The sequence below is a fragment of the Bradyrhizobium sp. 14AA genome, from assembly GCF_054185205.1.
The window spans coordinates 227151-249578 of the sequence record NZ_JAVAYM010000010.1; the positions used below are offsets into that span (position 1 = coordinate 227151).

Below are 22428 nucleotides of genomic sequence, written 5' to 3' on the forward strand. Positions count from 1 at the left end.
CCTCAGGATTGACCGGGAGCCGCGACCAAACGGTCGGCAGCATCGAACACGAAGACATCATTGGGATCGAGCACAGCGTCGATAGTCTGACCGGGCTCGAACTCGTGCACGCCGTGCAACACCGCAACCCAGTTCGATCCGTCGCGGGTCAAATGCACAAAGCTCTCCGAACCGGTGATCTCGGTCACCGTCACCGTGGCATGGAAGGCATGGCGATCGGCCTCGCCATTGGCAAGCGCAAGCTGATGGGCGCGGAATCCGACGCGATAGGTACCGTCGGCCAGCGATGAATAGAGGCCCGAGGCCGGCGACGCAGCACCACCGGCATATTGCACGGAGCCGTTCCTCTTCTCGATCCCGACGAGGTTGAGCGGCGGATCGGAAAACACCTGCGCGACCCGCAAGCTCTGCGGCCGGCGATAGACATTGGCGGTCTCGCCCATCTGGAGCGCCTGCCCCTCCCACATGCACACCGTGTTGCCGCCGAGCAAAAGTGCCTCGGTCGGCTCAGTGGTGGCATAGACGAAGATCGCGCCCGAGGCCTCGAAGATGCGCGGCAGCTCGGCGCGCAGCTCCTCGCGGAGCTTGTAGTCGAGATTGGCGAGCGGCTCGTCGAGCAGCACGAGATCGGCGCCCTTCACCAGCGCCCTCGCGATCGCGGTGCGCTGCTGCTGGCCACCGGAGAGCTGGAGCGGCGTGCGCTTGAGGAACGGCTCGAGTCGCAGCAGCTTTGCCGCTTCCGCCACGCGCGCCTCGATCTCATTGCGCGGCTTGCCCTGCACGCGCAGGGGCGAGGCGATGTTCTCGTAGACGGTGAGCGAGGGGTAGTTGATGAACTGCTGATAAACCATGGCGACGGAGCGCTGGCGGACGTCGGCGCCGGTGACGTCCTTGCCGTTGACCAAAACCTTGCCCGTCGTCGGCTTGTCGAGGCCGGCGAGCAGCCGCATGATCGAGGTCTTGCCCGACAGCGTCGGCCCGAGCAGCACATTGAGCGTGCCGCTCTCCAGCGTCAGCGAGACGTCGCGGATGTGCTCGACGCCCTCGACGGTCCGGGTCACGTGATCGAGTGTCACGGTCATGAGCGTCCTCCCGCTTCCAGCAGGCGACTTTGCGGCACGGCGTGGGTAGCAATCCAGTCGTTCAATGCAGCGATCTCATCGGCAGATAGTCGCAGGCCAAGCTTGGAACGTCGCCAGACGATGTCCTCGGCGGTGACGGCCCATTCATTGGCCATGAGGTAGCGGACCTCGCGCTCGGTCAGTGTCGCGCCGAAAGCCTGGCCGAGGTCGGCAGCGGATTTCGCGTCTCCCAGCAGCTTGATGGCGCGGGTGCCGTAGGCGCGCGCGAGGCGCCGCGCATGCTCGTGGCTGAGGAAGGGATAGCCGCGCTGGAGCTCGGCAATCAGGCCGTCGACGTCGGACACGCTCATGTCGCCGCCGGGCAGCGGCCATTTGCCGGTCCAGCCCTCGCGCGCTTTCGCGCTGCGAAGATAGGGCGCAAGCCGCTCCAGCGCCTCTTCGGCGAGGCGGCGATAGGTCGTGATCTTGCCGCCGTAGATCGAGAGCAGCGGTACGCCGCCGGGCGTGTCGAGCTCGAACACGTAGTCGCGGGTCGCGGCCTTGGCTTCGCTGGCACCGTCGTCATAGAGCGGGCGCACGCCGGAATAGGTCCAGACCACGTCCTCCGGCGTCACCGGCTTGGCCAGATATTCGCTTGCCGCGGTGCAAAGATACTCCATCTCCTCGGGCGTTGCCTTCACCTTGGAGGGATCTCCGTCATAATCGCGGTCCGTGGTGCCGATCAGCGTGAAATCGTCCTGGTACGGGATCACGAAGATGATGCGGCCGTCGGCGTTCTGGAACATGTAGGCGCGGTCGTGGTCGTAGAGCTTCTTGACCACGATATGCGAACCCTGCACCAGGCGGACCTTGGCTTTCGCGTTGACGCCGGCGCCACGGCCGAGCACCTCCTCGACCCAGGGACCGCCGGCATTGACCAATGCCCGGGCCTGGATCTGCGAGCGCGCGCCGGTCAGCGTGTCGACCATGCTCACTGTCCAGATGCCGTCGGATTGCTTGATATCCGTCGCGCGGGTGCGGGTGCGGATCTCGGCGCCCTTGTCGGCGGCGTCGCGCGCGTTGAGCACGACGAGGCGGGCGTCATCGACGAAGCAGTCAGAATATTCGAACGCGCGGCTGTAGCGGTTCGGGATCAGCGGTTTGCCGACCTCGTCGCGCTTCAGATCGACCGAGCGGGTCGCGGGCAGCAGGTGCCGGCCGCCGATATGGTCGTAGAGGAAGAGGCCGAGGCGCAGCAGCCACGCCGGTCTGAGGCCTGCGTGATGCGGCAAGACGAAACGCAAGGGGCGGATGATGTGGGGGGCGATGCCCCAGAGGATCTCGCGCTCGATCAGCGCCTCGCGGACCAGCCGAAACTCGTAATATTCGAGATAGCGCAGGCCGCCATGCACCAGCTTGGTCGACCAGGACGACGTCCCGCTCGCCAGATCGTTCATTTCGCACAGGAAAACCGTGTTGCCGCGGCCCACCGCGTCGCGCGCGATGCCGCAGCCGTTAACACCGCCTCCAATGATGGCGAGGTCGAAAATACGCTCCAACAGACGCATCCCCCGGCGACCGCCCGTTCCTCCGAGCGGTTACTTTCGTTTTTGATTAGATCACACCGAAAAACGAAAGCAAGACGAAAGAGAAGCGAAAGGAAGCGAAACCGGAACTTTTTCAACGTCAATTCGGCGGAGAAACCAGCAGCGTAACGGGCAAGTTTGAAGGCAAACGGCTCGATTACACGGCATGAGCGGTTCGGCCCGCATCGCCCAACACGCTGAAGGCTTGAATGTAGCAACATGTCTACATATTGTTTGGCCAGCAATGGCGAGGAAGCGCTGACGATGGTGACCACCCTGACCAGCCGAGAATTCAACCAGGATACGAGCGGCGCCAAGAAGGCGGCCTCGCAGGGACCCGTCTTCATTACGGATCGCGGCCGGCCGGCCCATGTCCTGCTGACGATCGAGGATTATCTCCGCCTGAGCGGCGGGCCCATGAGCCTTGCCGAAGCTCTGGCGCAGGCAGACGCAGACTTCGACTTCGATCCGCCTCGCATCGCGGGCGAAATCTCCAGGCCCGCCGATCTCGACTGATGTTTCTGCTGGACACCAATGTCATCTCAGAACTGAGGCGACCGGATAAGGCTGATCGCAACGTCCTCGCTTGGGCCAACGCGGTGCCCGCTGCGAATTTCTTCATGTCCGCCATCTCGATTCTTGAAATTGAACTTGGCGCGCGCCTGATCGAGCGCAAGGACGCGGTGCAAGGTGCGATCCTGCGCGCCTGGATCAACGATCACATTCTGGCCCGCTTCGAGGGGCGGATCCTGGCGATCGATACGGCCGTGGCGCAGCGTTGCGCTCAACTTCACGTTCCCAACCCGCGGGCTGAGCGCGACGCCCTCATTGCAGCGACCGCGCTTGTTCACGGCTTGACGGTCGTTACGCGCAATGTGGGGGATTTCGAACCGACGGGCGTCCCGCTGCTCAACCCGTGGAACGCTACATAAGCCCTATCGCAGCCGCACCACCGGCGCGGCCTCGGGCGCTGCATCCTGTGCCTCGCCCTGCACATCATCCACGTCCGCGCCCTTGGGCATGGCCTCGACCACTTCGATGCCCTTGCTGTGGCAGATGGTGGCGAGGCGCTCGGGCAGCTCCTGGTCGGTGACGAAGGTCTGGATCTGGGTCATGTGTGCGATGCGCACCGGCGCGCTGCGGCGCAGCTTGGTGGAATCCGCGACCAGCATGACGCTGCGGGCATTGGCGATGATGGCCTGCGCGACCTGCACCTCGCGATAGTCGAAATCCAGCAGCGCGCCCTCCTCGTCGATCGCGGAGGCGCCGATGATGGCGTAATCGACCTTGAACTGGCCGATCAGCTGCGTCGCGGTCGAACCGACCACCGCGCCGTCGGCGCGCCGCACCGTGCCGCCGGCGACCACCACCTCGATGCGGGGATGGCGGTAGAGCAGCATGGCGACGTTGAGATTGTTGGTGATGACGAGGAGATCCTCGTGCGAGGTCAGCGCGCTCGCGACCTCTTCCGTCGTGGTGCCGATATTGATGAAGAGCGAGCAGCCGTTCGGGATCAGCGAGGCGGCGGCCGCGCCAATGGCCTTCTTCTCATCGGCAGCGACGAAGCGGCGCGCCTCGTAGGCAAGGTTTTCCACGCCGGAAGCGATGATGGCCCCGCCATGGACGCGGGTCAGCGAACGGCGCTCGCAGAGATCGTTGAGATCCTTGCGGATGGTCTGCGCCGAGACCTCGAACCGGCGCGCGAGCTCCTCGACCATGACGCGGCCCGAGGCCCGCGCGATGTTGAGGATTTCGGCCTGGCGATGGGTTAATCCGGTCACGGCATTGGCCTCAAATCAGGAAGCTGCATGGTGCGGCGGTTCGCGCCTTCGGTCAATGCGCGCGCCGATCACGGTTAACGGATGAAGATCCTCACCACCCCATCGCGGCGGCAAGGCGCGCGAGCAGGTCCGGATCGTCGTAAGCGCCGGCGGAGGCGACCGCGCCGGCGGCAACAAGGTCAGCATGACCGAGGGTGGTGCGCATCCCGATGGTCGGAATGCCGGCGGCCGTTGCCGATTGCACGCCGGTGCGGGAATCCTCGAACGCGATCGAGGCCTCTGCGCTCGCACCGGCGAAGCGCAAGCCTTCCAGATAGGGCAGCGGATGCGGCTTGCCGTGCGGCAGCTCCTCGCCGATCACGATGGCCTTGAACCGCGCGGTGATGCCGAGGCCCGAGAGCAGCAGCTCGGCGTTGAGGCGCGGCGCGTTGGTCACGGCCACCATGGGAATGCCGGCGGCGTCGGCACGCTCGAGCAGCGCCATCAGGCCCTGTAGCGGCGCGATCTGCCCCGCCACCAGGTCGCGAAAGATCGCCTCCTTCTCGTCGAGGATCGCGACGCGCCGGTCCGGCGATTCGTCGGGCAGAAATCGCTCGCCGATCGACACGTTGGAAAAGCCCTGGAGCTCGCGCTTGAAGCGCTCGTCATCGACGACATGACCCCACGGGGCGAACACGCGATGGAACGCTTCGCGATGAAGCGGATCGGTGTCGGCCAGCGTGCCGTCGATGTCGAAAAGTAACGCCCTGCCCATCGTCCCCCTTTTCGCATCGATCATTTCCGTACTTTCCCAAATCCGCGGCGCATCGATGCGCGAGACGTATCAATATGGCCTCGATCGCGCAATGACGCATGCAGATGACGACGACGTGGCACTCGACAAAGTCGCACGCGGCTGCAACACTCGCTCCAAGATCAAAAAGGAGGAAACGATGACGATCAACCGACGCGATCTGGCTCTCTCGACCCTTGCCTCGACTCTTGCCGTCTCCGCGCTCGCTCTCGCGGCGCCGGCACTCGCCGCCGCCTCGGCGGATGAAGAGGCCGTGGCGAAGAAGGTCGAGGCCTTCCGCCTCGCCCAGATCGCGGCAGATCCCAAGGCGCTCGGCGCGCTGTGTGCGGACGAGGTGAGCTACAGCCATTCCAGCGGCAAGGTCGAGGACAAGGCGACCTTCGTCACCAACGCCACCGACGGCAAATCGAAATTCCTGTCGATCGACTATCAGGACCGGACCATCAAGGTCGTCGGCCCGGCCGCGATCGTGCGCTTCCACTGGGTGGCGGAACAGGAGATGGCGGCCGATGGGAAGAAAGTGCCGACCAACCTTCACATCCTGATGAACTGGCAGAAGCAGGGCGACGACTGGAAGCTGCTCTCGCGCGCCGCAACCAAGTTGTGATGTGACCGCTTACCCTCTCCCCTCATGTCCGCCGAAGCCTTGGCGGATGCGGGAGAGGGTGGCTTCGCGAAGCCGTGTGGGCGGCAAAAAATTCCGACCACGCTTCGCGCGTCGAAATCACGGGCGGCAGGCGCTTACGCCGCCTCCTTCACATCGCCGTTAATTAGCTTGCGCGCGGCGCGCTCGGCTTCGCGGGCGTTGCGGAAGAGCTGGCCTTCGAGACGGTTGAAGCGATGGGATGACGCGAAGAAGCAGTAGCCTCCAGAAGAGCGAACGACGATCCCCGCGGTCTGTGAATCGACTTCGATGATGTAGCTGTCCGGCATGGTCCGTGGTTTCCTCAATGCGGGCCAATAACGGCACTCCTGCCCAAAGGTTCCTGGGCATTTGAGGCCGTTTCCACCCCCGAATCGACACGCAATTGAGTACGCCGGGACCTCATCCGTTTTATGACTTGTTCTTGGCGAAGCCGCGACGCGATGACTCACGTGCGCCGCGTTTGGCAGCGCTGCACGTCTTCGTGAGATGGGGCAGAGCGTCGCGCGCGATTACGTCGCGATCCCCGTGTCGGTCGGGCGAACCGGCTGCGGCCGGCCGTGTTCGTCGATCGAGACGTAGGTGAAATTGCCGTCGGTGACGAGGAACGGATGCTGCTCCCCGCGACGCAGCGCCCACGCTTCCAGATGCACGGTGATGGAGGTGCGGCCGACGCGGACGAGGTGAGCGTGAACCGAAACGAGATCGCCGACATAAACGGCCTTGCGAAAATTCATCGCCTCGATCGCGACGGTCACGGTGCGCGACTTCGCGACTTTCGACGCGAACACACCGCCGCCGACGTCCATCTGGCTCAGCAGCCAGCCGCCGAAGATGTCGCCGTTCGCGTTGGTGTCGGCCGGCATCGCCAGCGTGCGGATGCAGAGATCGCCGCTCGGCCCGGTATTCGCCTGTTCGCTCATGCCTCTCTCACTTGAGATTGCTCACTTGAGATTGCTCACTTGAAATTGTCCCAACCCGCATCCGGCGCGAAGCGGTCGCCGAATCGCTCGGCCAGCGCGCGCAAGGTGGATACGACATTATCCACGCCGCGTGTGCGCGCATAATTCAGCGGGCCGCCGCGGAACGGTGCATAACCCGTGCCGAAGATCATGGCGCCGTCGACCGCATCGGGATCGTCCACGACGCCCTCGCGAAGCGCCGCGACGCAGACGTTGGACATCGGCAGCACCAGGCGGTCGATCATCTGATCGGTGACGCGCGGGCCGGTCTCGGGCAGCGGCGCCTTTTCCGCCTTGCCATCCTTCCAGGTGTAGAACCCCTTGCCGGTCTTGCGGCCGAGCTCACCCCTGGCGACCTTCTCGCGCAGCCAGGCCGGCGTCGGCGGCAGGAGGTCGCCGAACTTGGTGCGCAGCATGTCGCCGACATCGAGGCAGATGTCGAGCCCGACCTGATCGGCGAGCTCGATCGGCCCCATCGGCATGCCGAACTGTTCGGCGGCCGCGTCTATCAGGCGCTGATCGGTTTTCTCGTCCAGCATCACCATCGCCTCCAGCATGTAGGGCGTCAGCGCGCGGTTGACGAGGAAGCCGGGTGAACTCTTCACGGCGAGCGGCAGGCGGTCGATCGCGCCGACGAAAGCGAGCGCTTCTTTCAACACCTGCGCATCATTGCCGTCATGGCTGACGAGTTCGACCAGTTGCAGCCGTGACACCGGATTGAAGAAATGCAGACCGACCAGGCGTTCCGGCCGTGCCAAACTCGTGCGCAGATCCTGCAGCGGGATGCTGGACGTGTTGGTCGCCAGGATCGCACCCGGCTTCATCCGCGGCTCGAGCTCGGCATAGACCTTCTGTTTCAACTCCAGCTTTTCCGGCACCGCCTCGATGATGAGATCGGCGTTGCGGACGCCCTCCCCGTCCATGTCGGGGATCAGGCGATCGAGCGCGTCCCGCACCTCGGTCGGCTTGCGGATGATCTTGCCGTAGAGCTCGGCAGCGCGCTTCACCGCGCCCGCGATCGGCTCTGCCTTCATGTCGGCGAGCGAGACGCGCAGCCCCTGCCCGGCGCACCACGCCGCGATGTCGCCGCCCATGGCGCCGGCGCCGATGACGTGCACGTGCTTGATCGTATTGCCGCTGCCCGCCGTCTTCTTCATCTGCTCGCGCAGGAAGAACACCCGGATCAGGTTCTGCGCGGTCGGCGTCACCATCAGCTTGGCGAACGAGGCCTGCTCGGCCTTCAGCATCGCGGCCTTGCTGCCGCCATGGGTCTCCCAGAGATCAATCAGCGCGTAAGGCGCGGGATAGTGCTCGCGGGGCGCAGCTTTCGCCGCCTCCGCGCGCATGCGCTTTGCGAGCAGCCCGCGCACAGGACCCAGATTGGCCGCACGCGCGAGCAGGCCGGGTTTGGCCCGCTTCAGCCTGCCGAACAGCACGTCCTTCACGGCGTTACGGACATGGCGCTCCTGCGTCACGGTATCGACGAGGCCGAGCGATTTGGCGCGGCGCGCATCGATGGTGCGGCCGGTCAACATCAGCGCCATCGACTGGGTCGGATTGACCAGCGCGGTGAAACGCGCGGTACCGCCGAGGCCGGGATGCAAGCCCAGCATCACCTCCGGGAAGCCGAAGCGCGCACCGTCGATGGCAATGCGTGCCTGGCAGGCCAGCGCAACCTCGAGCCCGCCGCCGAGGCAGAAGCCGTGGATGACGGCGACCGTCGGCAGCCTCAAGGCCTCCAGGTGGTCGACCACCGCATGCGCGGCGCGGATGCGCGTCTCCACCATCTCGGGATCGCTGGCGCCGCGGAATTCATTGACGTCGGCGCCGGCGATGAAGCCCGACGGTTTTGCTGAGCGGATCACGAGGCCTGCGGGACGCTCGGTCTCGATCGCCGCGAGCGCGGCGTCGAACTCCTCCATCACGTCCGAGGAGAGCGTGTTGGCGCTTGTCTCGGCGCGGTCGAACAGCAGCCAGGCGACACCGTCGGCATCGCGCGTCAGTTTGAAGTGCTTATAGGGACCGTCGGTCGCCGGCTGAGGCCCGAGCGAGAGCACGCGGTCGCCGAGCGCGGTCATGATCTTCGAATCCATGGTCACACCGCCTCGATCAGCATGGCGCCGCCGAGCCCGCCGCCGATGCATTCGGTGGCAATTCCGCGCCGCGTGCCGAGCCGTTTCATCGCATTGACGAGATGCAGCACGATGCGGTTGCCGGAGGTGCCGACGGGATGACCGAGCGAGATCGCGCCGCCATCGACGTTGAGCCGCTCGCGATCAATCTCGCCGGCGGCGCCATCGAGCCCGAGAATCTCGCGGCAGAATTTGTCGTCGTTCCAGGCAGCGAGGCAGCCGAGCACCTGCGTCGCAAAGGCCTCGTTCAGCTCCCAGGTCTCGACATCCTTGATGGTGAGGTCGTTGCGCTGGAGCAGCGGCGTCGCCGACATCACCGGACCGAGCCCCATGATGCTGGGATCAAGCGCGGCCCAGTGGCTGTCGACGATCACGGCCTTCGGCATCAGCCTGTGCTTTGCGACCGCCGCATCAGACGCCAGGATCACCCAGGACGCTCCGTCGGTGATCTGCGAGGAATTGCCGGCGGTGACCTGGCCCCAGGGGCGCTCGAACACCGGCCGGAGCTTTGCCAGCGTCTCGGCCGTCGAGTCCGGACGCACGCCGTCATCATGCTCGAAGAACTTGCCGTCGCGCGAGAATGCGGTCTCGACCTCGCCCTTGAGAAAACCCGCGCCTTGCGCATGGGCGAGCCGGCGATGGCTCTCGGCAGCGTAAGCATCGGACTGTGCGCGGGTGATGCCGAAGAGATGGCCAACCACTTCGGCGGTCTGTCCCATGTTCAGATCGGTGACGGGATCGGTCAGCCCGCGCTCGAGACCGATGATCGGCTTGAGATCGCGCGGGCGAAGCTTGAACGCGGCGGCTAGCTTCGCGGCCACGCCCTTGGCGGTGGCAAGACCGGCGAACCAGCGCACACCGGAATTCGGCCAGACCAGCGGCGCGTGGCTCAATGCTTCGGTGCCGCCGGCCAGTATCATGTCGGCATGACCTTCGCGGATGTAGCGGTAGGCAGTGTCGATCGACTGCATGCCGGAGCCGCAATTGATCTGCACGGTGAAGGCGACCATGTCCTCGCCCATGCCGAGCCGGAGCGCCGCGACGCGGGCCGGGTTCATCTCGTCCGCGATGACGTTGACGCAACCCAGTATGATTTGGTCGAAGCTTTCAGGCGAGAACGGTTGGCGCGCCAGCAGCGGCCGTCCGCATTGCACGGCGAGATCGACCGGCGTGAACGGCCCCGGCCCGGAGCGCGCTTTCAGAAACGGCGTCCGGCTGCCGTCGACGATGAATACCGGTCGTGCCATCAGCTCGCCGCCCTTTGTTCACCGAGTTCCTGGAAGAACTGATGCACGTCGCCGGTTTTCTTGTAAATCGGCGACAGCACGTCCGGCGCAAAATCGTCGACTTCGATCACTTTTGTGACGGCTTCGCGGGCCGCGGCAAGCTGCTCGCCTTCCGCCTGCGTGATCACGCCCTTGGCGACGGCGTCCTTACAGTCGCTTATATGTGCGGCCCGCATGCGCTTGGCGATCGCATCGGTGCCCGCCACCAGCTTGAACGCGCGCTCCAGCCGGGCAAAGCCGCCGTCGTCGTCGACATGGGCAAGATCCGGCGTGAGGCGCTCGCGTGCCGCCGACGGCTCCAGCACGAGACCTGCGCATTGATGCACGACGCGGTCGGACGGACCGAGCACGCGGGCGCCGAAGGGCTGGACCACGAGCTTGAGGAAGCCTGCGACGAAGCGGTTCGGCAGATTGGCGAGGATTTCGGCAAGCCGGTTCTCGATGGTCCTGAAACCGGTCGCCATGCACCATTCCAGCGCCGCAAAATCCTCCTTCTGCCGGCCCTCGTCCTGCCAGCGCTTCAGCGCGGCCGAGAGCAGATAGAGCTCGGACAGGATGTCGCCGAAGCGCGCGGACAGCATCTCCTTGCGCTTGAGCGCGCCGCCGAGCGTCAACAGCGCCATGTCGGCGCAGAGCGCGAAGGCCGCGGAATAGCGCGAGAGCTGGCGATAGAACGGCGTGGCGTCGCCCGCATCAGGCGCCAGCGCGAAAGCGCCGAAGGTCCAGCTCAGGCCGAAGGCGCGGAACAGCGTCCGGAAGCTGTGGCCGACATGTTTCCAGAACGCCGTGTCGAACGCGGTGAGCCCGCGCTCGCGATCGGTATCGGCGAGCGCATTCATCTCGTCGAGCAGATAGGGATGGGCGCGGATCGCGCCCTGCCCGAACACGATGAGGTTGCGGGTGAGGATGTTGGCGCCCTCGACCGTGATGCCGACCGGCACGGCGCGGTGCAGATTGCCGAGATAGTTTTGCGGGCCGTCGATCACGGCCTTGCCGCCGTGGATGTCCATGGCGTCGTCGACCGCGGTGCGCATCCGCTCGGTCGCGTGCAGCTTCATGATGCCGGAGATGACGGCAGGATGAACACCGGCATTCAAGGCAGCGCAGGTGAGCCGCCTTGCCGCGTCGAGCTGATAGGCGGTGGCGACGATGCGCGCGAGCGGCTCCTCGACGCCTTCGAACTTGGAGATCGAGATGCCGAACTGCTCGCGGATGCGGGCATAGGCGCCGGTGGTGCGCGCGGCATAGGCGGCACCGGCCGCCGACAGCGACGGCAGCGAGATGCCGCGGCCGGCGGCCAGCGCGGTCATTAGCATCTTCCAGCCCTGCCCAAGGCGGGCCTCGCCGCCGATGACATAGTCGAGCGGAATGAAGACGTCGCGGCCCCAATTCGGGCCGTTCTGGAACACCTGCATCGACGGCAGATGGCGCTGGCCGATCTCGACACCGGGCAGATTGGTCGGGATCAGTGCCACGGTGATGCCGAGCTCTTCCTGGGGGCCGACGAGATGATCGGGGTCATAGGCCTTGAAGGCGAGGCCGAGCAGCGTGGCGACGGGGCCGAGCGTGATGTAGCGCTTGTGCCAGTTGAGCCTGAGGCCGATGACCTCGCGGCCCTCGAAATTGCCCTTGCAGATGATACCGGTGTCGACCATCGAGGCGGCGTCGGAGCCGGCTTCCGGACTGGTGAGGCCGAAGCAGGGAATGTCGCGGCCGTCGGCAAGGCGCGGCAGCCAGCGCTGCTGCTGCTCCTTCGTGCCGAAGCGCATCAAGAGCTCGCCGGGTCCGAGCGAGTTCGGCACCATCACTGTCACCGCAGCAGCGATCGAGCGGGTCGAGATCTTGCGCACGACTTCCGAATGCGCGTAAGGCGAGAAGCCGAGGCCGCCAAACTCCTTCGGGATGATCATGCCGAAGAACTTTTCGCGCTTGACGAAGTGCCAGACGTCCGGCGGCAGGTCGCGCCATTCCCAGAAGATCTTCCACTCGTCGAGCATGGCGCAGAGCTCGTCGACGGGACCGCTCAGGAACGCCTGCTCCTCGTCGGTCAACTTGGCCGGCGCGATTTTCAGCAGCTTCGTCCAGTCGGGATTGCCGGTGAAGAGATCGGCGTCCCACCAGACGTCGCCCGCCTCCAGCGCCTCACGCTCGGTGTCGGACATCGCCGGCAGCACGCCGCGTGCCCAGGAGAAGATCGGCTTTGTGATGTTGTCGCGGCGGAAGCTCATGGCGGACCTCATGCATCGGCGCGGTTACAGGGCATTTTAGCGGAAAGTGGCCGGCGGCGGTGAAGAGTTCGGCGGCGACATTGACGCGGCCGGGCGGCCCCGGACCATAACGGCCGGGGCGCGGGGGCAGTTCCGGGAGGGGGAAGGTAGCGGGAGGAGGCCGTAGCCCGGATCAGTCCGGCCGGATCATCTCGAACATGTTTTCCGGCTTGATCTCGAAGTAGTCGCCGCGGCGCCCCGCACGCACGATCGGGCGGGCGGCGGCGGTCTGGTAGACGCCGTCCTTGATCATGGCCCTGTCGATGTGGACGGCGACGACCTCGCCCAGCGTCAGCCAGGCGTCGGCCGCCTTGCCGTCGGCGCCCTTGAGGCGGACGATGTCGGACACCTTGCACTCGAAGGCGACCGGGCTTTCGCCGACGCGCGGCACGTTGACGAGCTTGCCCGGCACAGCGGTCAGGCCAGCGAGCTTGAACTCGTCGACCTCGGGGCCGACATGCGCGGCGGTCGCGTTCATGTGCTTGGCGAGATCCATGGTGGTGAGATTCCAGACGAACTCCCTAGTCTGCTCCATATTCGACACCGTGTCCTTCCAGTTGGTGGAGGAGAAGCCGATGATCGGCGGCACGTAGCAGAAGGCGTTGAAGAAGCTGTAGGGCGCGAGGTTGACGTGGCCCTTGGTGTCGCGGGAGGAGATCCAGCCGATCGGCCGCGGCGCAATGATGGCGTTGAAGGGATCGTGCTTGAGGCCGTGGCCCTTGGAGGGCTCGTAGAAGTACAGGTCTTTGTCGGTCACGCTGGCGCTCCACTCTCCGTCATTCCGGGACGATGGGTCAGGACCGCGAAGCGCGGCCTGGAGCATCGAACCCGGATCTCGAGATTCTCAGGTGCGCAATTGCGCACCGGAGTTCGATGCTTCGCATCGCCCCGGAATGACGGCAGGTGGGCTTATAAAAGAAAACCGCCCGCCCCGTCAGTGGCGCGGGGACAATCCCGCGATGACGAAATCGATCATCTGGTCGATGGTCGGGCCCGGCTTGGTGGCACACTGGGCGATCATCTGGGGATGGAAGAAGCGTATCATCGCGGTGCAGGCGCACAGCGAGGCCAGCTGCAGGTCGGGCGCCTCGAACTCGCCGGAGGCCGTGCCTTGCGCGATCATCTGGCCGATCACCCCGGCAACGCACTCCATATGGGCGACGCAGACGTCCCAGTCCTCCTCCATCGCGATCGCGACCATCTCGTGCAGCTTGTTATCGCCGACATAGCGCTCGGTGTTCATGCGGTGGATGGTGGTGAGCAGCTCGCGGAAGCGCGGGAGTACCGGACCGGGCCGCGCCACGATCGCTTGCGCCTCCAGCTCGACCTCGCCCATCAGGCCCCGCGCCACCGACTGGTGGATCGCCTTCTTCGATTCGAAGAAGCGATAGACGTTGGCGGGGCTCATCCTGAGCTCCTTGGCGATGTCCCCCACCGTGGTCTTCTGGTAGCCGATCTGGCGGAACAGCCGCTCGGCCACCTCGAGAATACGATCCCGGGTGTCGCCTTCGATATGTTCGGCAACCAGTGTCATCTGTCAGGACTCGTCAATCAGCACTTCTTCTCACTTATTCAGCCGCTTCAGCAAGCGGAATTGCATGCGGGTCATCGCTCCCATGCTGCGGCGCGGCAGGCTGCTCGGGGGTGCCGGCCTCGTCCAGGCTCTTGCGGAACCAGAGGGCGTAGAGGCCCGGCAGGTACAGCAGCGTCAGGAAGGTCGCGACAAACAGGCCTCCCATGATCGTGATCGCCATCGGGCCCCAGAAGGCCGAGCGTGACAGCGGGATCATGGCCAGGATGGCGGCGAGCGCCGTCAGCACCACCGGACGGGCGCGGCGGACGGTTGCCTCCACGATCGCCTCGCGCCGGGTCAGGCCGTGCGAGACATCGGTCTCGATCTGGTCGACCAGGATGACGGCGTTGCGCATGATCATGCCGGCGAGCGCGATCAGGCCGAGCAGCGCCACGAAGCCGAACGGCGCGTTGGCGACGTTGAGGCCGAAGGAGGCGCCGACGATGCCGAGCGGCGCGGTCAGGAACACCAGGATCAGGCGTGAGAAGCTCTGAAGCTGGATCATCAGCAGCGTCAGCATCACCATGACCATCAACGGGAAGAGGATGAAGATCGAGGCGTTGCCCTTGGCGGATTCCTCGAAGGCGCCGCCCGGCTCGATGCGGTAGGCCGGCTCGAGGTGGTCCTTGATCGCCTTCAGCTTCGGCGTGATCTGGTTGGTGATGTCGGGCGCCTGCACGCCGTCGACCACGTCGGAGCGCACGGTGATCGCCATGTCGCGGTTACGCCGCCACATAATCGGCTCCTCGTGGGCATATTCGATCTTGGCGATCTGCTGCAGCGGCACGGCCACGCCATTGCGCGAGGTGATGGTGAGGTCGCCGACGCCGCCGAGGTCGAGGCGTTCGGACGGGATCGCACGGGCGACCACGCCGACCTTCTCGATGCCGTCGCGCACGGTCGTGACCTGCGAGCCCGAGATCAGCATGGACAGCGCCTGCGACACGTCCTGCGGGGTCAGGCCCATGGCGCGGGCACGGTCCTGGTCGACGACGAGCTTGAGGTAGGGCGACTGCTCGTTCCAGTCGAGCTGGACATCCTTGACGCTCTTGTTCTGCCGCATGACGTCGCGGACCTGGTAGGCGATCTCGCGCACCTTGTTGGCATCAGGGCCGATCACGCGGAACTGCACGGGGAAGCCGACCGGGGGGCCGAAGTTGAAGCGGTCGACGCGGACGCGCGCCTCGGACAGCATGCCGTCGGCAACCGCGTTCTCGATCTTGGCCTTGACGCGCTCGCGCCCCTCGACGCCCTTGGCGACGATGACGATCTCGGCAAAGGCCTCGTTCGGAAGCTGCGGATTGAGGCCGAGCCAGAAGCGCGGCGAACCCTGGCCGACATAAGCGGTATAGGTATCGATGTCCTTGTCGTCCTTCAGCAGGGTCTCGGCCTTCTTCACCGCCTTTTCAGTGACGTTGAAGGCGGTGCCTTCCGGCAGACGCAGCTGGAGGAACAGCTCGGGCCGCTCCGACAGCGGGAAGAACTGCTGCTGGACATGGCCGAAGCCGACGACCGAGGCGACGAAGATTCCGACGGTCGCGACCACCACGGTGATGCGGTGGTTGACGCACCATTGCACGATGGCGCGCAGGCCGCGATACATGCGGGTCTCGTACACCGCGTGCGGATCGTGGTTGTGATGGGCCTTCATCTCCGGCAGCAGCTTGACGCCGATATAGGGCGTGAAGATCACCGCCACGAACCAGGAGGCGACCAGCGCGATCGCCACGATCCAGAAGATGCTGCCGGCATATTCGCCGACCGCCGAATTGGCAAAGCCGATGGGGAGGAAGCCAGCGGCCGTGACCAGCGTTCCCGTGAGCATCGGAAACGCGGTGGATTCCCAGGCAAAGGACGCCGCGCGCATGCGGTCCCAGCCCTGCTCCATCTTCACCACCATCATCTCGACCGCGATGATGGCATCGTCCACCAGCAGGCCGAGGGCGATGATCAGCGCGCCGAGCGTGATGCGGTGCAGGTCGAGCGACATCATGTTCATGACGATGAAGACGATGCCGAGCACCAGCGGCACGGACAGCGCGACCACGATGCCGGTGCGCCAGCCGAGCGCCAGGAACGAGACGAACAGCACGATGACGAGCGCTTCCATGAAGGAGTGCACGAACTCGCCGACGGCGTGCTCGACCACCTTGGGCTGGTCGGCGATCAGCCGGACGTCGACGCCCTGCGGCACCGCCTTCATGAATTCAGCCGTGGCCTTCTCGACCTCCTTGCCGAGCTCGAGGATGTTGGCGCCCTTGGCGGTGACGACGCCGATGCCGATCGCGGCCTTGCCTTCCTGGCGGACGACGAAGCTCGGCGGATCGACATAGCCGTGGGTGACGGTGGCGATGTCGCCGAGGCGGAACACGCGGCCGTTGCTCTCGACCGGCGTCTCGGCGACGGCCTTGGCGCCGTCGAGCGCGCCGGTGACGCGCAGCGGCACGCGCTGCGAGGAGGTTTCGACCGTGCCGGCCGGCGTCACGTTGTTCTGCTTGGCGAGCGAATCGAACAGCGCCTGCGGCGTGATGCCGAGGGTGGCGAGCTTGGCGTGGCTGAACTCGACGAAGATGCGCTCGTCCTGGTTGCCGTAGACGTCGACCTTGGTCACGCCGGGCACCTTCAGGAGGCGCTGGCGGAAGCCTTCGGAGACCTTCTTGAGCTGGGCATAGTCGGCGCCGTCGCCGGTCATCATGTAGAGGATGGAATCGACGTCGGAGAACTCGTCGTTGACGACGGGTCCGAGGATGCCCGAGGGCAGCTGGCCCTGCACGTCGACCAGCTTCTTGCGCAGGAGATAGAAGAGATAGGGCACGTCCTTCGGCGGCGTGGAATCGCGGAAGGTGACCTGGAGCGCGGTGAAGGCCGGCTTGGAATAGGTCTGCACCTTCTCGAAGTAAGGCAGCTCCTGGATCTTCTTCTCGATGGGATCGGCGACCTGGGTCTGCATCTCCTGCGCGGTCGCGCCCGGCCAGATGACGGAGACGTTGACCACCTTCACCGTGAAGAACGGGTCCTCGGCGCGGCCGAGCTTCTCATAGGAGAAGAAGCCGGCGACGCCGAGCACGAGCATCAGGAAGAGAACCAGCGTCGGATGGCTGACGGCCCAGGCCGAAAGATTGAAGCGCTTCATCGCTCTCTCCGAAAGACGATCCAGTTGCAAAAAACGACAGCCACCCGTTCAAACCGTCCTTGCGAGGCAGCGAAGCAATCCAGGGGGCTGGGCAGGTTCTGGATCGCTTCGCCGCTTCAGCCCCAGCATTTGCGCTTGGGCCGAAACTCACTTCGCAGGGATGGAACTCGTAAACTCTAGAAAGACAGTGACGAGACGATCCGCACCCGCTGGCCCGGATCGAGCTTCTGCACGCCGAGGGCGACGATCTTGGCGCCCTCTTCGACACCACTGGCAATGACGACGTCGTTGCTCTCGTAGGACTTCACCACGACCGGCTTCAGCGTGACCGAGCCATTGTCGTCGACGACGTAGAAGGAGGGCTTGCCGCCTTCGTTGAACAGCGCCGACAGCGGCAACCGCGCGACTCGCTCGGTGGCGGCATCGGAGAGTGTCAGCGTCGCGGTCATGCCGAGCGCGACCTTGTCGTCGGCCTCGGGCAGCGAGAACTTTGCCAGATAGGTGCGGGTGGCTGCATCGGCGGCCGGCGCGATTTCGCGCAGCTTCGCGACATATTTCTTGCCCGGCTCCGACCAAAGGGTGACGCTGGCGACGCCCGACTTGGCGCGTCCGACCAGCGTCTCAGGGATCGCGACGACCGCTTCCTTCTCGGCAAAGCGGGCGACGCGGATCGAGGCCTGGCCCGCGGCGACCACCTGGCCGGGCTCGATCAGCGTTGCGGTGACGACGCCACGGGCGTCGGCGTTGAGCGTCGCGTAGGAAAGGGAATTCTTGCTCAATTCGAGCGCGCGCTCGGCGCGGTTCAGGCGGGCGCGGGCTTCGTCGGCGGAAGCGCGGCTCGAATCCATCTGCGCGTCCGTGGTCCAGCCCTTGGCCTTCAGATCCTTGGCGCGCTGCTCGGCGGCGGCCGCCTGGGCCAGCACGCCGGTCGCGGCGGTCTGCTCCGCCAGCGCCTGCTCGGCCTGGAGCTTCAAATCGATCTCGTCGAGGGTGGCAAGCGGCTGGCCGATCTCGACGGTCTGGCCGACCTCGACCAGGCGCTTGGCAACCTTGCCGGCAACGCGGAAGCCGAGGTCGCTCTCGATCCGGGGCCTGATGGTGCCGACGAAGCTGCGCTCCGGCGTCTCGGCATCATAATGCGCGGTCGCGACCAGAACCGGCCGCGGCGGCTCGGCCTTTTCAGCGACGGTGTCATTGCACCCGGCCAGGGCGGCGGCCATCAGGGCCAGCGACACACCCGCCAAAAGCTTGGAATAGCTGGACAAAACCGACCTGACGAACATCGGAGGACACTCCTGGGGCTGCAATGAGAGGAATGTCGACTAATCACTGATAAAAGTCAATAATCGTCAGTCATCAGGAAAGCGTGATCGTTAAGGGGTGGTAAGGATTGAGATAAGCGGTGCTACGGAGGTGCTATTGTAGGGGGAGGCAAAGCGACTTGTCCGCCGAAGCCCAGAGGGCGAAGGCGGAAGCGTGCCCACAGCGTCTGTCACTGCCAGGAAATTTGGTGGGCACGGCGCGCGAAGGGCGCGCCTTTGCCCACCCTACGAAGATACCCTCACCGCCCCTGCTCGCCAAACTCATGCTTGCTGTCGTGGCCGCCGATAAAGACGAGGATGCCGGCGATCAACGGCAGGACGGCGAGCACGAGGAGACCGTTCGAGGTCTGGCCTGTGGTTTCCTTGACCCAGCCGATGAGGTACGGCCCGCCGAAGCCGGCGAGGTTGCCGATCGAGTTGATCAGGGCGATGGCGCCCGCCGCCGCCGTGCCGGAGAGCCAGGCGGTCGGCAGCGTCCAGAACACGCCGAAGCAGCAGAACACGCCGATCGCGGCCACGGTCAGAACCACCATCGTCATCGTCGGGTCGGTCAGATAGCTGGAGACGGCGAGCGCGACCGCCGTTAGCAGCAGCGGCGCGCCGACATGCATCACGCGTTCGCGGGTCGCATCGGAATGCCGCGCCCACAGGATCATGGCGATGGTGCCGAACAGATACGGGATCGCGGTGACGAAGCCGGTCTGGGCGTTGGTGAGGCCGAACGCCTTGACGATCTGTGGCAACCAGAACTGCATGCCGTAGAGCGCGCCGACGAAGCCGAAATAGATCAGGCTGAGCGCGATCACCTTCGGCGACGACAGCGCCTCGCCGAGCGAGAGGTGCTTCACCGCCTGCTTGGCGGCGATCTCGGAATCGAGCCTCGCCTTCAGCCAGGCCTTCTGATCGGCCGAGAGCCAGTCCGCCTTCTCCGGCTTGTCGGTGAGGTAGAACCAGGTGACGATGCCGAGCAGCACCGAGGGGATGCCCTCGATGATGAACAGCCACTGCCAGCCCTTCAGTCCCATCGCGCCGTCGAGCCCGAGCAAGAGGCCCGAGATCGGCGCGCCGATCACGGTCGAGACCGGCACGGCGATGGCAAAGGCCGCAAGGAAGCGGGCGCGATATTCGGCCGGATACCAATAGGTGAGATAGAGGATGATGCCGGGAAAGAAGCCGGCCTCGGCGACGCCGAGCAGGAAGCGCAGGACGTAGAAGCTCGTGACGCCGCTCGTGAGCGCCATCAGCGCCGAGATGATGCCCCAGGTCACCATGATGCGGGCGATCCAGCGGCTCGCGCCGAACTTCTCCAGCGCGAGATTGCTCGGCACCTCGAAGATGAAATAGCCGATGAAGAAGATGCCGGCGCCCCAGGAGAAGATCAGCGGCGTGAACTTCAGCTCGGCGTTCATGGTCAGCGCGGCGAAGCCGAGATTGACGCGGTCGAGATAGGAGAAGAAGTAGGCCAGCACCAGGAACGGAATCAGGCGCCAGGAGATGGCGCGGATCGTCGAGGTCTCGATTTCCGACTTGGCCGCGCCGGCGGAACCGGCATAGGTCGTGGTCTGGCTCATGGCTTCCCCCCAGGGTTGTTGCTTTTATGGGCTAGAGCATTGCCGTTCCGATAGATCGGAACGGCAATGCTCTAGATTGTAGTTTTGACGCGTTTTCTTTACGCGAACCGGTATCCACTTCGCTCGAAAACGCTCTGGTAGGCGGTTTTCAGCATCGCAGGCAAAGAGTCAATGGAGCAAGCAATGCACGGGGCGCAGGCGGTCAACTCCATTGCACCGCTCCGAACATCGATGACCCGCGCCGCCCTCGCGCTGGTCGTGATCACCTGCGGGCTGTGCTTGCGCCGGTACGGCTTTCCGCTCGGGCTTCCCGCCTTCGTGGTGAAGTATGGCGGCTCGCTGCTGTGGGCCACGATGGTGTTTCTGCTGGTCGGGGTTTTGCTGCCGCGGCTGCCACGCAGCCAGTTGGCAGCGATCGCCGTCGTCATCGCGGTCGTCGTCGAGTTCTCCCGCCTGGTGCACGCGCCGTGGCTCGATGCGTTCCGACTGACCACGGCCGGCGCGCTGCTGCTCGGCCGCATCTTCTCGCTGTGGAATCTGGTGGCCTATGCGATCGGGATTGCATTCGGCGTCTGGATTGATCGGCTGGTTCAACTGCGTAGGGTGGGTTAGCCCTGGGCTGCGCGAAGCGCAGCCCAGGGCTAACCCACCCTACGAAGACACCTCACTCCGCCAATTGAAACCGCTCGAAACGATCGAGCTCTTCCTCGATCACGCGCTTCAACTCCTTGCGCCCCGCCGTCTTCTTGCCCGGCCCGACCCAGGTCCATTTCTGCATCAACAGTTTCTTCGCCTGCCGGTCGGTCTTCAGATCAAGCGCGGCGACGATTTCGTCGCCGACCAGCACCGGCAGCGCGAAATAGCCGAGCTTCCGTTTCGCCTTCGGCACGTAGGCCTCGAACAGATGATTGTAGCCGAAGAAGAGGCTGGTGCGCTTGCGCTGGATGATCAGCGGGTCGAACGGCGACAGGATGTGGACGAGATCGGGCGAAATCCCCTTGCCGCTCGCCTCGAGCGAGGCCGGTGCCGTCCAATGCTCCTGCTTGCCGGCCCCCTCGATCGCGACAGGCACGAGCTCGCCGCGACGGACGCGCGCGGCGATCAGGCCCGCCACCGCCTTCTTGCGCGGCGCATCCAGATGGCAGATCGAATCCAGACTCACCGCGCCTTGCGAACGCAGCGCGCGGTCGAGCAGGTAGGTCGTGATGTCCCTTGCCGATGCCGGCCTGGGCAGCTTGTCCCAGCCGAAATGACGCGTCATCAGCTCGTAGGTCTTGAGCATACCCAGGCGCTCGCTGATCGTCACGGCGCCGGTATAGAAGGCGAGCTGCAACGCCCGCTTCGAGGGCTTGCGGCTCTGCCACAGATGCTCCTTCTCGGTGAGCACGTCGTCCTCGATGTCGCGGATCGTCAGCGGCCCGGCGCGCACCAGCCGCATCACCTTACGCGTATCGGCCGGCTTCACCGAGGCGAACCATTTGTGCCCCTCGCGCTTGTGTTCGCGCATCGCCGGCAGGAAGAAGCGGAAGTCGCCGGCCGGCACGTAAGACAGCGCATGCGTCCAGTATTCGAACACGCTTCTGTCGACGCTCTGGGCGTGGCGCAGATCGGCGCGGCGGTAGGACGGGATGCGGCTGAACAGGATGTGGTGGTGGCAGCGCTCGATCACGTTGATGGTGTCGATCTGCACGTAGCCGAGATGGGCGACCGCGTCCGCGACGGCCTGAGCCCCCTCGCCGAACGGGGCACGCTCATCCAGCCGCTGGGCATGCAGCCAGATCTGCCGGGCCTGTGTCGTCGTGAGTGGAAGCGGTGTTGGCGCGCGTGACATTGCGGAAAGGAATGTAGCGGGATTCGCGCCAGGAAAAAGCAGACGGCAAAGAAGCGGCCACAAGAAAAGGCCGCGCTGCCATCTGCTGACAGCGCGGCCGGACGGTGCGGCCGAAGCCTATTTCATCGACATCGCCTTCTGCGACTTCATGTAGTGCATGCAGGCGCTCTTCATCTTGCCGTTGCTCATGTCCGTGTTGGCCATGGCCATTTCCTTGTTCGACGCCATCTTCGCCGGCGTGTCGGGAGTGCCGCCCATCATGGCGGCGGATTTCATCATGTTGTCCTTGGTGCACGCCATCATCGCGGCGGATGCGGGCGACAGCGAAAGAATGAACGCGACAAAGGTTGCGGCGGTGAGCAAGATTTTCATCGAAAAGTCTCCTCCGTAAAACGAAACCGGCGTCATGCCGGCCTCCGCAATTACGTATTTTCCAGCAGAGACGTTTCGTGGAGAAGACAATTTTCTTGCTGCAGTGCGAAGGCGG

The 22428-nt window shown here is 65.0% G+C and carries 20 protein-coding genes; 4 read left to right on the plus strand and 16 right to left on the minus strand.

What is annotated here, in order from left to right; genetic code table 11:
• Nucleotides 1-2: 2 nt before the first annotated feature.
• Together RAD15_RS20190 and glpD are read right to left on the minus strand one after the other, a co-directional pair.
• Nucleotides 3-1082: an ABC transporter ATP-binding protein gene (locus RAD15_RS20190; RefSeq protein ID WP_458179881.1), complete on the minus strand. Its 1080-nt coding sequence runs from the start codon at nucleotides 1080-1082 to the stop codon at nucleotides 3-5.
• The gene (gene glpD / locus RAD15_RS20195) at nucleotides 1079-2629 is read right to left on the minus strand and encodes a glycerol-3-phosphate dehydrogenase (RefSeq protein WP_458179882.1); all 1551 of its coding nucleotides are present in this window, start codon (nucleotides 2627-2629) and stop codon (nucleotides 1079-1081) included. Before glpD ends, RAD15_RS20190 begins: the two co-directional genes overlap by 4 nt.
• 282 nt (nucleotides 2630-2911) lie before the next feature.
• Between glpD and RAD15_RS20200 the strand changes: the two genes are divergently transcribed.
• On the plus strand, nucleotides 2912-3163 hold the full coding sequence (locus RAD15_RS20200) for a type II toxin-antitoxin system prevent-host-death family antitoxin (protein WP_458179939.1): 252 nt from the start codon (nucleotides 2912-2914) through the stop codon (nucleotides 3161-3163).
• Nucleotides 3163-3579, plus strand: coding sequence for a PIN domain-containing protein (locus RAD15_RS20205; protein ID WP_458179883.1), 417 nt, complete (start codon nucleotides 3163-3165; stop codon nucleotides 3577-3579). The genes RAD15_RS20200 and RAD15_RS20205 overlap by 1 nt, the downstream gene beginning before the upstream one ends.
• A gap of 3 nt (nucleotides 3580-3582) precedes the next feature.
• Here RAD15_RS20205 and RAD15_RS20210 read toward each other — a convergent pair whose 3' ends face one another.
• Nucleotides 3583-4428 (minus strand): DeoR/GlpR family DNA-binding transcription regulator, encoded by an 846-nt coding sequence (locus tag RAD15_RS20210; protein WP_458179884.1) that lies wholly within the window; start codon nucleotides 4426-4428, stop codon nucleotides 3583-3585.
• A gap of 91 nt (nucleotides 4429-4519) precedes the next feature.
• Entirely contained in the window at nucleotides 4520-5206 is a 687-nt protein-coding gene (locus RAD15_RS20215; RefSeq protein WP_458179885.1) for an HAD family hydrolase, read from the minus strand.
• A 154-nt stretch (nucleotides 5207-5360) separates the two neighbouring features.
• Between RAD15_RS20215 and RAD15_RS20220 the strand changes: the two genes are divergently transcribed.
• The gene (locus tag RAD15_RS20220) at nucleotides 5361-5828 is read left to right on the plus strand and encodes a nuclear transport factor 2 family protein (protein WP_458179886.1); all 468 of its coding nucleotides are present in this window, start codon (nucleotides 5361-5363) and stop codon (nucleotides 5826-5828) included.
• A gap of 134 nt (nucleotides 5829-5962) precedes the next feature.
• Here RAD15_RS20220 and RAD15_RS20225 read toward each other — a convergent pair whose 3' ends face one another.
• The 10 genes from RAD15_RS20225 to RAD15_RS20270 all read right to left on the minus strand — a co-directional run bounded on the left by RAD15_RS20225 (nucleotide 5963) and on the right by RAD15_RS20270 (nucleotide 20110).
• Nucleotides 5963-6154, minus strand: a complete 192-nt coding sequence (locus RAD15_RS20225) for a hypothetical protein (RefSeq protein ID WP_200453552.1) — start codon at nucleotides 6152-6154, stop codon at nucleotides 5963-5965.
• Between the two features lie 222 nt (nucleotides 6155-6376).
• Nucleotides 6377-6787, minus strand: coding sequence for an acyl-CoA thioesterase (locus RAD15_RS20230; RefSeq protein ID WP_458179887.1), 411 nt, complete (start codon nucleotides 6785-6787; stop codon nucleotides 6377-6379).
• 35 nt (nucleotides 6788-6822) lie between these two features.
• Nucleotides 6823-8919, minus strand: coding sequence for a 3-hydroxyacyl-CoA dehydrogenase NAD-binding domain-containing protein (locus RAD15_RS20235; protein ID WP_458179888.1), 2097 nt, complete (start codon nucleotides 8917-8919; stop codon nucleotides 6823-6825).
• A gap of 2 nt (nucleotides 8920-8921) precedes the next feature.
• On the minus strand, nucleotides 8922-10205 hold the full coding sequence (locus RAD15_RS20240; RefSeq protein WP_458179889.1) for an acetyl-CoA C-acetyltransferase: 1284 nt from the start codon (nucleotides 10203-10205) through the stop codon (nucleotides 8922-8924).
• Nucleotides 10205-12472, minus strand: a complete 2268-nt coding sequence (locus tag RAD15_RS20245) for an acyl-CoA dehydrogenase (RefSeq protein ID WP_458179890.1) — start codon at nucleotides 12470-12472, stop codon at nucleotides 10205-10207. Before RAD15_RS20245 ends, RAD15_RS20240 begins: the two co-directional genes overlap by 1 nt.
• 172 nt (nucleotides 12473-12644) lie before the next feature.
• Nucleotides 12645-13268, minus strand: a complete 624-nt coding sequence (locus RAD15_RS20250; RefSeq protein WP_458179891.1) for a flavin reductase family protein — start codon at nucleotides 13266-13268, stop codon at nucleotides 12645-12647.
• A gap of 177 nt (nucleotides 13269-13445) precedes the next feature.
• Nucleotides 13446-14045, minus strand: coding sequence for a TetR/AcrR family transcriptional regulator (locus RAD15_RS20255; protein WP_458179892.1), 600 nt, complete (start codon nucleotides 14043-14045; stop codon nucleotides 13446-13448).
• A 34-nt stretch (nucleotides 14046-14079) separates the two neighbouring features.
• Entirely contained in the window at nucleotides 14080-17217 is a 3138-nt protein-coding gene (locus tag RAD15_RS20260) for an efflux RND transporter permease subunit (protein ID WP_458179893.1), read from the minus strand.
• A 176-nt stretch (nucleotides 17218-17393) separates the two neighbouring features.
• Entirely contained in the window at nucleotides 17394-18500 is a 1107-nt protein-coding gene (locus RAD15_RS20265) for an efflux RND transporter periplasmic adaptor subunit (protein WP_458179894.1), read from the minus strand.
• A gap of 278 nt (nucleotides 18501-18778) precedes the next feature.
• A complete protein-coding gene (locus tag RAD15_RS20270; RefSeq protein WP_458179895.1) occupies nucleotides 18779-20110 on the minus strand; it encodes an MFS transporter in 1332 nt (443 codons plus the stop codon).
• Between the two features lie 183 nt (nucleotides 20111-20293).
• On the opposite strand from RAD15_RS20270, the gene RAD15_RS20275 reads away from it, so the two are divergent.
• On the plus strand, nucleotides 20294-20722 hold the full coding sequence (locus RAD15_RS20275; protein ID WP_458179896.1) for a ribosomal maturation YjgA family protein: 429 nt from the start codon (nucleotides 20294-20296) through the stop codon (nucleotides 20720-20722).
• Nucleotides 20723-20774: 52 nt separating this feature from the next.
• Here the strand turns inward: RAD15_RS20275 and RAD15_RS20280 are convergent, their stop codons facing one another.
• Both RAD15_RS20280 and RAD15_RS20285 read right to left on the minus strand, forming a co-directional pair.
• Nucleotides 20775-21941 (minus strand): winged helix-turn-helix domain-containing protein, encoded by a 1167-nt coding sequence (locus RAD15_RS20280; RefSeq protein WP_458179897.1) that lies wholly within the window; start codon nucleotides 21939-21941, stop codon nucleotides 20775-20777.
• A 117-nt stretch (nucleotides 21942-22058) separates the two neighbouring features.
• Nucleotides 22059-22313: a hypothetical protein gene (locus RAD15_RS20285; protein ID WP_458179898.1), complete on the minus strand. Its 255-nt coding sequence runs from the start codon at nucleotides 22311-22313 to the stop codon at nucleotides 22059-22061.
• Nucleotides 22314-22428: the final 115 nt, after the last annotated feature.